We start from the raw sequence: 12475 nt of genomic DNA on the forward strand, positions 1-12475 counted from the left end.
CAAACGTCGGCATGGTGCCACGCTGACCTGTCTAGAAGTTTCCTGGTCACCAAGGAGGTAAGACGACTTGTGAATGAGTCGACATTTTCTCCCGGGGGTGGTCAACCAGGAAGCCCTGCGCGGGGCCAGGCTCCCGCGGGGTTCGAGGCTGTCGGCTCCGTCGCGGTGCGCACCTTCGCAGCCCACCAGAGTCACCACAAGTCAGGGGTGACTCAGCCAGCACACCAGAGCATGGATGGCCATCACGTGAACGCCATGGCCGGCGACGGAAGTGGCGCGCCCCACAACCACTTCGCCGACTACGAGGAAATGCCCGACGGGCACTTCTACGACCCGGACGCCGAGTACGAGCCCGACCCGGAGTACGCGGCCACCCTCGCGCCCGACGCGGCCCGCCAGCGCCGTGAGCGCATCGGCCCGACCGGGCGCCCGCTGCCGTACTTCCCGATCCCGGGCCCGCTGACCGATCACGGGCCCGCGACGATCATCGCGATGTGCAACCAGAAGGGCGGCGTCGGCAAGACGACGTCCACCATCAATCTGGGTGCCGCGCTCGCGGAGTACGGACGCCGGGTGCTGCTCGTGGACTTCGACCCGCAGGGCGCGCTGTCGGTCGGTCTCGGCGTCAACCCGATGGAGCTCGACCTCACCGTCTACAACCTGCTCATGGAGCGGGGCCTGGCGGCCGACGAGGTGCTGCTGAAGACCGCGGTCCCCAACATGGACCTGCTGCCCAGCAACATCGACCTGTCGGCGGCCGAGGTCCAGCTGGTCTCCGAGGTGGCCCGCGAGTCCTCGCTGCAGCGGGCGCTGAAGCCGCTGCTGCCGGACTACGACTACATCGTGATCGACTGTCAGCCCTCGCTCGGCCTGCTCACCGTGAACGCCCTGACGGCCGCTCATAAGGTGATCGTGCCGCTGGAGTGCGAGTTCTTCGCCCTGCGTGGTGTGGCACTGCTGACGGAGACCATCGAGAAGGTCCAGGAGCGGCTCAACCCGGAGCTGGAGCTCGACGGCATCCTCGCCACCATGTACGACTCGCGCACGGTGCACAGCCGTGAGGTGCTCGCGCGTGTCGTCGAGGCGTTCGACGACCACGTCTACCACACGGTCATCGGGCGCACGGTCCGCTTCCCGGAGACCACGGTCGCCGGTGAGCCGATCACCACGTACGCCTCCAACTCCGTCGGTGCCGCCGCCTACCGCCAGCTCGCCAGGGAGGTGCTCGCCCGGTGTCACGCCGAGTGAGTCTGCCGGGGGCCGACGAACTGTTCCGTACGACAGGGGGAATGGCGCTCCAGGCATCCACTCCCCGGCGGGGCGCCAACGGCGAGGCCCGGGTGCCGCCCCCTGCGGGGGAGGGCGACGCCGCGGCCGCCGGCACGGAGGACGCGCCGCAGGCCGTGCCCGCGCAGGGCGGGGACGGCGACGGCGCGGAGCATGTCGCGGCCGACGCGGAGCCCGCCGACACCGAGTCGCGCAGCCGGGGCGCGGAGCGCTCCTCGCGGAGCCAGGGTCAGACGGCGGCGCAGGAAGGTTCTGCCGCGGCGGCGCCGCGCAAGCGCGGACGGGCGGCCACGCGGCGGCCCAGTGGGCGTGAGCGGCACGACGAGAAGATCACGGTGTACGTTTCCGCCGAGGAGCTCATGGATCTGGAGCACGCGCGACTCGTGCTCCGGGGCGAGCACGGGCTGGCCGTCGACCGGGGGCGGATCGTGCGCGAGGCGGTCGCCGTGGTGCTGGCCGACCTGGAGTCCCGGGGAGACGCCAGCATCCTCGTACGACGGCTCCGTGGACGGTAGCGATAGCCTGCGGGGGCTATGACCTCGAACGGTTCCCCAGTTCCCCCCTCCGGCCCGGCCGGTCGTCGGCGTGCGCTGGGGAGGGGGCCGGGGGCTCCGGCGGTACCCGTTGAGGCTCCGGTTCCTGTTCAGGCGACGGTTCCTGTACAGGCTCCGCCTCCGCCGGTCGCTCCCGTGGAGCCGGAACCCGAGGTCCCCGAGGTCGTCGTACCGGAACCCGAGCCCGAACCCGCGGAGCCCGCTGAGTCCACGAAGCCCGCGGAGGGCGACACCGGTGGCTTCAAGGTGCGGCTCTCGAACTTCGAGGGCCCCTTCGACCTGCTGCTCCAGCTGATCTCCAAGCACAAGCTCGACGTCACCGAAGTCGCCCTGTCCAAGGTGACCGACGAGTTCATGGCGCACATCCGGGCCATGGGGCCGGACTGGGACCTGGACGAGACGACCGAGTTCCTGGTCGTCGCCGCCACCCTGCTCGACCTGAAGGCGGCGCGGCTGCTGCCCGCCGCCGAGGTGGAGGACGAGGCCGACCTGGCCCTGCTGGAGGCCCGTGACCTGTTGTTCGCGCGGCTCCTGCAGTACCGCGCGTACAAACAGGTCGCCGAGATCTTCAACCGCCGCCTCGACGACGAGGCCCTCCGCTACCCCCGCACCGTCGGCCTCGAACCGCAGCACGCCGAGCTGCTCCCCGAGGTCGTGATCAGCATCGGCCCGGAAGGGTTCGCGAAGCTCGCGGTCAAGGCGATGCAGCCGAAGCCCAAGCCGCAGGTGTACGTCGACCACATCCACGCGCCGCTGGTGAGTGTGCAGGAGCAGGCCGGGATCGTCGTGGCGCGGCTGAAGGAACTCGGCGAGGCGAGCTTCCGCACGCTCGTCGAGGACACCGACGACACCCTCACCGTGGTGGCCAGGTTCCTGGCGTTGCTGGAGCTGTACCGGGAGAAGGCCGTGGCGCTGGAGCAGGAGACCGCCCTCGGGGAGCTGCTGGTGCGCTGGACCGGCGGCGAGGGGGATGCCGCACCGATGGTGACCGACGAGTTCGACCGACCGCCGGAGCAGCCCGAGCAGGCCCCGTCCCAGTCCCAGTCCCAGGAGCAGGAGCAGGAGCAGGAGGAGCAGGAGTGAGCGAGGAGACCACCGAGCTGCCGGCCGGGCTGCGTGCCGTCGCCGATCTGGAGCTGAAGCCCGCCCTGGAGGCCGTCCTGATGGTCGTGGACGAGCCCGCGACCGTGGAGCACCTCGCGAAGATACTGGAGCGGCCCAAGCGGACGATCACCAAGGCGCTGCGGGAGCTGGCCGACGAGTACACCGCGCAGGGGCGCGGCTTCGAGCTGCGGCTCATCGCGGGCGGCTGGCGTTTCTACACCCGCCCCGAGTACGCCCCCGCCGTCGAGCGGCTCGCCCTGGAGGGCCAGACCGCCCGGCTCACCCAGGCGGCGCTGGAGACGCTCGCGGTGGTGGCGTACCGCCAGCCGGTCAGCCGCAGCCGCGTCTCCGCCGTACGCGGAGTCAACTGCGACGGTGTCATGCGCACCCTCCTGCAGCGCGGGCTGGTGCAGGAGGCGGGCACGGAACCCGAAACAGGTGCGATCCTGTACACGACGACGAACTACTTCCTGGAGCGGATGGGCCTGCGCGGCCTGGACGAACTTCCGGAGCTCGCGCCCTTCCTCCCCGAGGCGGCGGCGATCGAGGCCGAGACGCAGGAAGGCGTGCCGTCGTTCGATCCGGACGCTCCGGATTCCGAGGACGCAGACGACAAGACGACGGAACTTTGATGCGAAGCAGCGGCAGTGGCAAGAGTGGCGGGACCGGCGGGCGCGGCAACTACCGCGGTGCCGGTAACAACAGGGACCAGAAGCAGGGGCAGGGCCGCCCCCGCAAGCCCCGCCCCGAGGAGCGCCGCTACGACGTGGGGCCCGGGGCGACCAAGGACGGCCCGAAGGCGGGACGCGGCGGCGCGGCCCGCGGCGGCGCCAAGGGCGGGCCCAAGAAGCCCCAGCAGGGCGGGCGTACGGCACCCGCGCGCTCGCGTGAGTACGAGACGCGGGTCGAGGAGCGCAACCGGGAGCGGTACGCGGGCAAGAAGGACGTCAAGCTGCCCAAGACCTTCCCCGGCGCCGAGCAGGAGGGCGAGCGGCTGCAGAAGGTGCTCGCGCGCGCGGGCTACGGCTCCCGGCGCGCCTGCGAGGAGCTGATCGACGAGGCCCGCGTCGAGGTCAACGGCGAGATCGTCACCGAGCAGGGCCTGCGGGTCGACCCCGAGAAGGACGAGATCAAGGTCGACGGCCTGACGGTCGCCACGCAGTCGTACCAGTTCTTCTCCCTCAACAAGCCCGCCGGTGTCGTCTCGACGATGGAGGACCCCGAGGGGCGCCAGTGCCTCGGCGACTACGTCACCAACCGCGAGACGCGGCTCTTCCACGTCGGCCGGCTCGACACCGAGACCGAGGGCGTCATCCTGCTCACCAACCACGGTGAGCTGGCCCACCGCCTGACCCACCCCAAGTACGGCGTGAAGAAGACCTACCTCGCGCACATCGTCGGCCCGATCCCGCGCGACCTGGGCAAGCGACTGAAGGACGGCATCCAGCTGGAGGACGGGTACGCGCGCGCGGACCACTTCCGGGTCGTCGAGCAGACCGGCAAGAACTACCTCGTCGAGGTCACCCTGCACGAGGGCCGCAAGCACATCGTGCGGCGGATGCTGGCGGAGGCGGGCTTCCCCGTCGACAAGCTGGTGCGCACGGCCTTCGGCCCGATCACGCTGGGCGACCAGAAGTCGGGCTGGCTGCGGCGGCTGTCCAACACCGAGGTCGGGATGCTGATGAAGGAAGTGGACCTCTAGTCCGCCCCCTCAGTCCGCCCTTGCTGGTCCCCCCTTGTGAGTGACGACCACCCCCTTTATAGTCAGTACGACTATTAAGGGGGTGGTGGTGTATGCGGGCCTACGACAAGTACGCCTACGAACCCTTCGCCGTCACCGTCGACCTCGCCGTCCTCACCCTCCGCGCCGGCGCGCTGCATGTGCTGCTCGTCGAGCGCGGACAGGAGCCGTACGCCGGCCGCTGGGCGCTGCCCGGCGGCTTCGTGCAGCCGGACGAGTCCGCCGAGACGGCGGCCCGGCGTGAACTCTCCGAGGAGACCGGCCTGTCCGACGTCTCCGGGCTGCACCTGGAGCAGCTGCGGACCTACAGCGAGCCGGACCGCGACCCCCGCATGCGGGTCGTGTCCGTCGCCTTCACCGCGCTGCTGCCCGACCCTCCCGAGCCGCACGGCGGCGGCGATGCCGCGCAGGCCCGCTGGGTGCCGTACGACACAGCCCGGCCGCTGGCCTTCGACCACGACCGGATCCTGGCCGACGCGCATGAGCGGGTCGGCGCCAAGCTGGAGTACACCGGCCTGGCCACCGCCTTCTGCCCGTCCGAGTTCACGCTCGGCGAGCTCCAGCAGGTCTACGAGACCGTGTGGGGCACCCCGCTCGACCGGCCCAACTTCCGGCGCAAGGTGCTCGCCACCCCCGGCTTCGTCGAACCGGTCCCCGGCGCCGCGCGCCTGACCGGTGGCCGCGGCAAACCCGCCGCCCTCTACCGCGCGGGCGGCGCCGCCGCCCTGCACCCGCCCCTCCTCCGACCGTCCCGGGAAGGACGCCCCGCATGACCACGACCACCGTCCGCAAGCGCGCCGCCACCGGCTCACTGCTCGGCCTCGCCCTCGGGGACGCGCTCGGCTACCCGACCGAGTTCCACAACGTGCCGTCGATCCTCGCCAAGTACGGACCCTGGCGGCAGCTGGAACTGCCCACGCCCGCGCTCGTCACCGACGACACCCAGATGACGCTGGCGCTGGGGCGCGGGCTGCGGACGGCGATGGACCGGGGGGTGCTCGGGCCCAAGCGGTTCGAGCGGCCGGTGCGCGAGGAGTTCGTGGACTGGTACCAGTCCCCGGAGAACAACCGGGCGCCGGGCCGGACCTGCCTCGTCGCGTGCAACATGCTCAAGGACGAAAGCCGCGCCTGGCAGGACGCCAGCCAGATCCAGTCCAAGGGCTGCGGCGCCAACATGAGGGTCGCGCCGATCGGCCTGGTCCCCGGCCTGAGCGACGAACAGCGCGCGGGCGCCGCCCAGTTGCAGGCCGCCCTCACGCACGGGCATCCGACGGCCCTCGCCGCGTCCGACCTCACCGCGCACGCCGTACGACTGCTCGCGCAGGGCGCCGAGCCGACCGGACTGGTCGGGCTGCTGCGGTCGTACGCCTACGAGAACCGCAACCGCTACCACGAGCGCTGGCTGGGCGATCTGTGGACGCGGGCGGAGGACGCCACGCCGGAGCAGTTCATCGCGCGCGGGTGGGACGAGTGCCTGGGGGTGCTCGACCGGCTGCGGGACGCCGTACGGACGATCTCGCCGGAGACCGACCCCTGCCTCGCCACGGGGGAGGGCTGGATCGCCGAGGAGGCGCTGGCCACCGGGCTGCTGTGCTTCCTGCAGTTCGTGGACGAGCCACTGACGGCCCTGCGGCGGGCCGCGTGCACCTCCGGCGACTCCGACTCCATCGCATGCCTCGCTGGGGCCTTCGCGGGCGCGTACCTCGGCGCCGAGGCCTGGCCGACCGAGTGGGCGGACCGGATCGAGTACCGGGGGGAGCTGGTCACGCTGGGCGCGCTCTGGGACCTCTGAGGCGTCTGCTCCGTCTCAGGGGGCGAGCGCCCCGCACCTGTGTGTAGCGGGCTGACTAGGCTTGATGGACGTAGAGCCGATTCGCACACCAGCAAGGAGCATCGCCGTGGCGGTACGAGCGGTCCGGGGCGCCGTCCAACTTCAGCGGGACGAGGCCGGCCACATGGACGAGCAGGTCGGGGCCCTGCTCACCGCCATCCTGGAGCGGAACGGGCTGACCACCGACGACCTGATCAGCATCTGGTTCACGGCCACGCCCGATCTGCACAGCGACTTCCCGGCCGCCGCCGCCCGCAAGCTCGGCATCCTCGACGTGCCGCTGATCTGCGCCCAGGAACTGGACATCGAGGGCGCGATGCCCCGGGTCGTCCGGGTGCTCGCGCACATCGAGTCCGACAAGCCGCGCGCCGACATCAACCACGTCTACCTCGGCGCCGCCGCCGCTCTGCGCAAGGACATCGCCCAGTGAGAACCGCACTCGTCATCGGCACCGGGCTCATCGGCACCTCCGCCGCCCTGGCCCTCGCCCAGCGCGGCGTCGTCGTCCACCTCGCCGACCACGACCCCGAGCAGGCCCGTACGGCGGCCGCGCTCGGCGCCGGCACGGACGAGGCGCCCGAGGGGCCCGTCGACCTCGCGATCGTCGCCGCCCCGCCCGCGCACGTCGCCGCGGTGCTCGCCGACGCCATGCGACGCGGCGTCGCCCGCGGCTACATCGACGTGGCCAGCGTCAAGGGCGGCCCGCGCCGGGAGCTGGAGGCGCTCGGGCTGGACCTGACCTGGTACCTCGGCACGCACCCCATGTCCGGCCGGGAGAAGTCCGGCCCGCTGGCCGCGACCGGCGACCTCTTCGAGGGCCGCCCCTGGGTGCTCACGCCCACCCGGGACACCGACACCGAGGTGCTGAACCTCGCCCTGGAGCTGGTCTCGCACTGCCGTGCCGTGCCGGTCGTCATGGACGCCGACGCCCACGACCGGGCCGTTGCCCTGGTCTCGCACATGCCCCACCTGGTCTCCAGCATGGTCGCCGCCCGTCTGGAGAACGCCGAGGAGGCGGCCGTACGGCTGTGCGGGCAGGGCATCCGGGACGTGACCCGGATCGCCGCCTCCGACCCGGGGATGTGGATCGACATCCTCTCCGCGAACCCCGGCCCGGTCGCCGACCTGCTCAGCGATGTCGCCGCCGACCTCGGCGAGACCGTCCAGGCCCTGCGCGCCCTGCAGTCCTCCGACGAGGCCAAGCGCAGGGAGGGGACCGTCGGCATCGAGGACGTGCTGCGGCGGGGCAACGCCGGGCAGGTCCGCGTGCCCGGCAAGCACGGGTCCGCGCCGCGGGCGTACGAGGTCGTCGCGGTGCTCATCGACGACCAGCCCGGCCAGCTGGCCCGCATCTTCGCGGACGCGGGGCAGGCCGGGGTCAACATCGAGGACGTACGCATCGAGCACGCGACCGGGCAGCAGGCCGGTCTCGTGCAGCTGATGGTGGAGCCGAAGGCGGCGCCCGTGCTGACGGCGGCCCTGCGGGAGCGAGGGTGGGCGATCCGGCAGTAGCGGGTGGCGTGCGTGCGGCCGGACGAGTGACCCGCACCCAGTAACCTTGTGCGGGGCACCGGCACGCCCCACACCACCACCCCGGCCCAGGAAGGTCCCCACAGTGGAAAGCGCCCCGGCAGTGATTGTCGCCATCGACGGCCCCTCCGGCACGGGCAAGTCGAGCACGTCGAAGGCAGTGGCGGCGCAGCTCGGTCTGAGCTACCTGGACACCGGTGCCCAGTACCGGGCGATCACCTGGTGGATGGTGACCAACGGGATCGACGTCGACGACCCGTCGGAGATCGCCGCCGTGGCCGGCAAGCCGGACATCGTCTCCGGCACCGACCCGGCGGGCCCGACGATCACGGTCGACGGTGTGGACGTCGCCGGTCCGATCCGCACCCAGGAGGTCACCGCCAAGGTCAGCGCGGTCAGCGCGGTGCCCGAGGTGCGCGCCCGGATCACCGAGCTGCAGCGCTCGATCGCGGCCGCCGCCGAGAAGGGCATCGTCGTCGAGGGCCGCGACATCGGTACGACGGTGCTGCCGGACGCCGACCTGAAGATCTTCCTCACCGCCTCCCCGGAGGCCCGCGCCGCCCGGCGCAGCGGCGAGCTGAAGAACGCGGACGTGCACGCCACCCGCGAGGCCCTGATCAAGCGGGACGCCGCCGACTCCAACCGGAAGACCTCGCCGCTCGCCAAGGCGGACGACGCGGTCGAGGTGGACACCACCGACCTGACGCTGCCGCAGGTCATCGAGTGCGTCGTCACCCTCGTCGAGGAGAAGCGGGCGGCGAAGTGACCGAGGCACCGTCCCAGCGGGGCGCGGAGGCCGGCCGGCGCATCGGCCTCCCGCTGATGCACGCGCTGTGGCGGCCCCGGGTGCTGGGCGCCTGGAAGGTTCCGGCGACCGGCCCGGTCATCCTCGCCGTCAACCACTCGCACAACGTCGACGGTCCGATGGTGATGGGCGTCGCGCCCCGGCCGGTGCACTTCCTGATCAAGAAAGAGGCGTTCGTCGGCCCGCTCGACCCCTTCCTGACCAGGATCGGCCAGGTCAAGGTGGACCGGCAGAGCACCGACCGCACGGCCGTCACACGGGCGCTGGACGTGCTGTCGGCCGGCGGTGTGCTGGGGATATTCCCGGAGGGCACCCGGGGTGAGGGCGACTTCGCCTCGCTGCGCGCCGGGCTCGCGTACTTCGCCGTGCGCAGCGGCGCGCCGATCGTCCCGGTCGCCGTACTGGGAAGTTCCGAGCGGCGGGGACGGTTGATAAAGGGGTTGCCCCCACTGCGGCACCGCATCGACGTCGTCTTCGGCGAACCGTTCGAGGCGGGCGACGGCAGCGGGCGGCGTACCCGCACGGCGCTGGACGAGGCGACCGAGCGCATCCAGAAGCAGCTCACCGAGCACCTGGAAAACGCCAGGCGCCTTACCGGGCGCTAGGCGACACTGAGTAGTGGATCAGCCCGAACCGGGGTACTCCACCGATCACCACGATGAACGACGAGGTACGGACTTCATGAACGACCAGATCCAGCCCGACGGCTCGGACGCGTTCGAGCACGATCACGGGGCGCTCGGCGACGCCGAGTACGCGGAGTTCATGGAGCTCGCCGCCGAAGAGGGCTTCGACCTGGAGGAGGTCGAGGGCGCCATCGAGGCGGCCGGGCACGGACCGCTGCCCGTCCTCGCCGTGGTCGGCCGCCCCAATGTCGGCAAGTCGACTCTGGTGAACCGCATCATCGGCCGCCGCGAGGCCGTCGTCGAGGACAAGCCGGGCGTCACCCGCGACCGTGTCACCTACGAGGCCGAGTGGGCGGGCCGCCGCTTCAAGGTCGTCGACACCGGCGGCTGGGAGCAGGACGTCTTCGGCATCGACGCCTCTGTGGCCGCGCAGGCCGAGTTCGCCATCGAGGCGGCCGACGCGGTCGTCTTCGTCGTCGACGCCAAGGTGGGCGCCACCGACACCGACGAGGCGGTGGTACGACTGCTGCGCAAGGCCGGCAAGCCCGTCGTTTTGTGCGCCAACAAGGTCGACGGCCCGAGCGGCGAGGCCGACGCGGCCTACCTGTGGTCCCTCGGCCTCGGCGAGCCGCACCCCGTCTCCGCGCTGCACGGCCGCGGCACCGGCGACATGCTGGACGCGGTCCTCGAGGCGCTGCCGGAGGCACCGCGCGAGGCCTTCGGCGGGACCGGCATCGGCGGCCCGCGCCGCGTCGCCCTGATCGGCCGCCCGAACGTCGGCAAGTCCTCGCTGCTGAACAAGGTGGCGGGCGAGGAGCGCGTCGTCGTCAACGAACTCGCCGGCACCACCCGCGACCCGGTCGACGAGCTGATCGAACTCGGCGGCAAGACCTGGAAGTTCGTCGACACGGCGGGCATCCGCAAGCGCGTCCACCTCCAGCAGGGCGCCGACTACTACGCCTCGCTGCGCACCGCCGCCGCCGTCGAGAAGGCCGAGGTGGCCGTCGTCCTGATCGACGCCGCCGATTCCATCTCGGTGCAGGACCAGCGGATCATCACCATGGCCGTGGAGGCGGGCCGCGCGCTCGTCGTCGCGTACAACAAGTGGGACACCCTCGACGAGGAGCGCCGCTACTACCTGGAGCGGGAGATCGAGACCGAGATGGCCCAGGTCTCCTGGGCGCCCCGCGTGAACGTCTCGGCGCAGACCGGGCGGCACATGGAGAAGCTGGTCCCGGCGATCGAGACGGCCCTGGCGGGCTGGGAGACGCGCGTTCCGACGGGCCGGCTGAACGCCTTCCTCGGCGAGCTGGTCTCCGCCCATCCGCACCCGGTCCGGGGCGGCAAGCAGCCGCGCATCCTGTTCGGCACCCAGGCCGGCACGAAGCCCCCGCGGTTCGTGCTCTTCGCCTCCGGCTTCATCGAGGCGGGCTACCGGCGCTTCATCGAGCGTCGGCTGCGCGAGGAGTTCGGCTTCGAGGGGACGCCGATCCATATCTCGGTGCGGGTGCGCGAGAAGCGCGGCGCCAAGAAGAAGTGACTGAAGGGCGGCCCCGAGGGGCCGCCCTTTTCAGATGCCCCGGCGGGGGCCGGGCGGCAGCGCGGGGACGTGGTGCGTCCCGGTGGAGTGCTGCTGCCCGATCGTCCCGACCCGTTGCCACGTCGGCTGGTGCCCACCGTGGTGCCGGGTGCTCTGCGCGCCCGCGCTGTAGGCGCTGTACGAGCCGCTCTGCGATCCCGAGCCGTGCGTGAGGTATCCGAAGGCGATGAACTGCAGGTTCTCCTCGCCGCGCCGATCACCCGGCAGCGCACGGAAGGACTTGACGTACTCGGCGTAGAGCGCGTCGTAGATCGGCGTGGCCGATGGCCCGCCGGAATGATCCTGACCCGAGCGAGCGGACGGAATCGGCTGCAGGGACTGGCGGCGGGGAACGTCGTATGCGTGCACGTATGTCCAAACGACCCCGGACGGGAAGGGATGCGGTCGGGCAGCGCCCCTTGGGGGGCGCCGGGCGGGGCAGGGGGTCCCGGGCTCACGTCCCCGCGAGCGGCAGCACACTCGCCACCAGCTTGCCGTTCGCCGCGGCCTTGTCCAGCGCATCGCGCAGCAGGTCCTCCCTCGGCTGGCGCCCGATGGACCCCACCGGCGCCGCGAACATCAGCACCTGCTGGTGCTTGTTCGCGGCCGCCCGCCATCCGTCGGTCACCTGCAACGGCTGGTGCGCCTGCCACCAGGCCACCGGCTGCCCGCCGTTCACCCCCGGCTGGAGCACCGCGTGCAGCTGCCCCATGGCCAGCAGCACCGACCAGCCGTGCAGCACCGGCGGTACGGAGTTCAGCTCGGTCACCGGCATGAAGCCCTGCTCGATCAGCAGCGGCAGGAAGTCGTCCCCGGCGGCGGTGGAGCCGGGGCGCACGATGGGGCCGGTGGGTTCCACGACCAGGGCCGGGTGCAACTCCCCGGCGATCAGGACGAGTCCGCTGGTGACCCCGAGTACGGCCTGCTCGGGCACGACCTTGTCGGGGTCGAGGTCGACGGTGTTGCCACTGATGGACTTCACGGCGCCCTGGAGCTGTTCCTCGGTGACCTGGACGACCTGCGAGGGCAGGCAGCCGGCGTGGGCGAAGGCGAGCACGGCGGTCTCGTCGCCGATGAACAGCACGGTGCTGGTGCGCTCGCGCTCGGAGTCGCCCGGGGTGCGGCAGGACGTGCAGTCGTAACTGCCCGGGGCGGTGTCTCCGGCGAGCAGCCGGTCGGCTTCTTCGTCGCCGATCTCGGCGCGAACCTCGTCGCTGACGTCGAGCATGCGCGGCACGGGTGGCTCCCTCGGGATGCGGTGCGTGGCGAGGCCGGGTGGCTCCCGGCCTGTGGTCCGGGGTGGGTCCCCGGCTCATGAAGAAGACAACGGGCGAGCTGTGGCGGTAGTCACGCTGCACGGCGAACGGAATCGAACCATCCACCGCACACGGTCACGGCCGGCGCGGAACCGGACACTC

The 12475-nt window shown here is 71.7% G+C and carries 14 protein-coding genes; 12 read left to right on the plus strand and 2 right to left on the minus strand.

Annotation, left to right across the window (positions count from 1 at the left end; all coding sequences use genetic code 11):
* Positions 1–69 precede the first annotated feature (69 nt).
* The 12 genes from SSP24_RS21355 to der all read left to right on the plus strand — a co-directional run bounded on the left by SSP24_RS21355 (position 70) and on the right by der (position 11018).
* Positions 70–1248, plus strand: coding sequence for a ParA family protein (locus tag SSP24_RS21355; RefSeq protein ID WP_141311275.1), 1179 nt, complete (start codon positions 70–72; stop codon positions 1246–1248).
* Complete coding sequence (locus SSP24_RS21360; RefSeq protein WP_167529650.1) at positions 1233–1802, plus strand: hypothetical protein; 570 nt, start codon at positions 1233–1235, stop codon at positions 1800–1802. The genes SSP24_RS21355 and SSP24_RS21360 overlap by 16 nt, the downstream gene beginning before the upstream one ends.
* Before the next feature lie 18 nt (positions 1803–1820).
* Complete coding sequence (locus SSP24_RS21365; protein ID WP_141311276.1) at positions 1821–2924, plus strand: segregation and condensation protein A; 1104 nt, start codon at positions 1821–1823, stop codon at positions 2922–2924.
* Positions 2921–3577 carry an SMC-Scp complex subunit ScpB gene (gene scpB / locus SSP24_RS21370; RefSeq protein ID WP_141311277.1) on the plus strand — a complete coding sequence of 219 codons (657 nt, stop codon included), beginning with the start codon at positions 2921–2923 and terminating at the stop codon, positions 3575–3577. Before SSP24_RS21365 ends, scpB begins: the two co-directional genes overlap by 4 nt.
* Positions 3577–4647 carry a pseudouridine synthase gene (locus SSP24_RS21375; protein WP_141311278.1) on the plus strand — a complete coding sequence of 357 codons (1071 nt, stop codon included), beginning with the start codon at positions 3577–3579 and terminating at the stop codon, positions 4645–4647. Before scpB ends, SSP24_RS21375 begins: the two co-directional genes overlap by 1 nt.
* A gap of 92 nt (positions 4648–4739) precedes the next feature.
* Positions 4740–5459, plus strand: coding sequence for an NUDIX hydrolase (locus SSP24_RS21380; protein ID WP_141311279.1), 720 nt, complete (start codon positions 4740–4742; stop codon positions 5457–5459).
* Positions 5456–6478 (plus strand): ADP-ribosylglycohydrolase family protein, encoded by a 1023-nt coding sequence (locus tag SSP24_RS21385; protein WP_141311280.1) that lies wholly within the window; start codon positions 5456–5458, stop codon positions 6476–6478. The genes SSP24_RS21380 and SSP24_RS21385 overlap by 4 nt, the downstream gene beginning before the upstream one ends.
* Positions 6479–6584: 106 nt before the next feature.
* Positions 6585–6947: a chorismate mutase gene (gene aroH / locus SSP24_RS21390; RefSeq protein ID WP_141311281.1), complete on the plus strand. Its 363-nt coding sequence runs from the start codon at positions 6585–6587 to the stop codon at positions 6945–6947.
* Complete coding sequence (locus SSP24_RS21395) at positions 6944–8029, plus strand: prephenate dehydrogenase (protein ID WP_141311282.1); 1086 nt, start codon at positions 6944–6946, stop codon at positions 8027–8029. Before aroH ends, SSP24_RS21395 begins: the two co-directional genes overlap by 4 nt.
* Positions 8030–8132: 103 nt before the next feature.
* The gene (gene cmk, locus SSP24_RS21400; RefSeq protein WP_141311283.1) at positions 8133–8813 is read left to right on the plus strand and encodes a (d)CMP kinase; all 681 of its coding nucleotides are present in this window, start codon (positions 8133–8135) and stop codon (positions 8811–8813) included.
* Entirely contained in the window at positions 8771–9457 is a 687-nt protein-coding gene (locus tag SSP24_RS21405; RefSeq protein WP_373306677.1) for a lysophospholipid acyltransferase family protein, read from the plus strand. The genes cmk and SSP24_RS21405 overlap by 43 nt, the downstream gene beginning before the upstream one ends.
* Positions 9458–9533: 76 nt before the next feature.
* Positions 9534–11018, plus strand: coding sequence for a ribosome biogenesis GTPase Der (gene der, locus SSP24_RS21410; RefSeq protein ID WP_141311285.1), 1485 nt, complete (start codon positions 9534–9536; stop codon positions 11016–11018).
* Positions 11019–11048: 30 nt separating this feature from the next.
* Here the strand turns inward: der and SSP24_RS21415 are convergent, their stop codons facing one another.
* Together SSP24_RS21415 and SSP24_RS21420 are read right to left on the minus strand one after the other, a co-directional pair.
* Positions 11049–11426, minus strand: a complete 378-nt coding sequence (locus SSP24_RS21415) for a hypothetical protein (RefSeq protein WP_141311286.1) — start codon at positions 11424–11426, stop codon at positions 11049–11051.
* An 85-nt stretch (positions 11427–11511) separates the two neighbouring features.
* On the minus strand, positions 11512–12294 hold the full coding sequence (locus tag SSP24_RS21420) for a DUF8842 C-terminal domain-containing protein (protein WP_141311287.1): 783 nt from the start codon (positions 12292–12294) through the stop codon (positions 11512–11514).
* Between the last annotated feature and the right edge of the window lie 181 nt (positions 12295–12475).

This window comes from Streptomyces spinoverrucosus (assembly GCF_006539505.1).
Classification (GTDB): domain Bacteria; phylum Actinomycetota; class Actinomycetes; order Streptomycetales; family Streptomycetaceae; genus Streptomyces; species Streptomyces spinoverrucosus.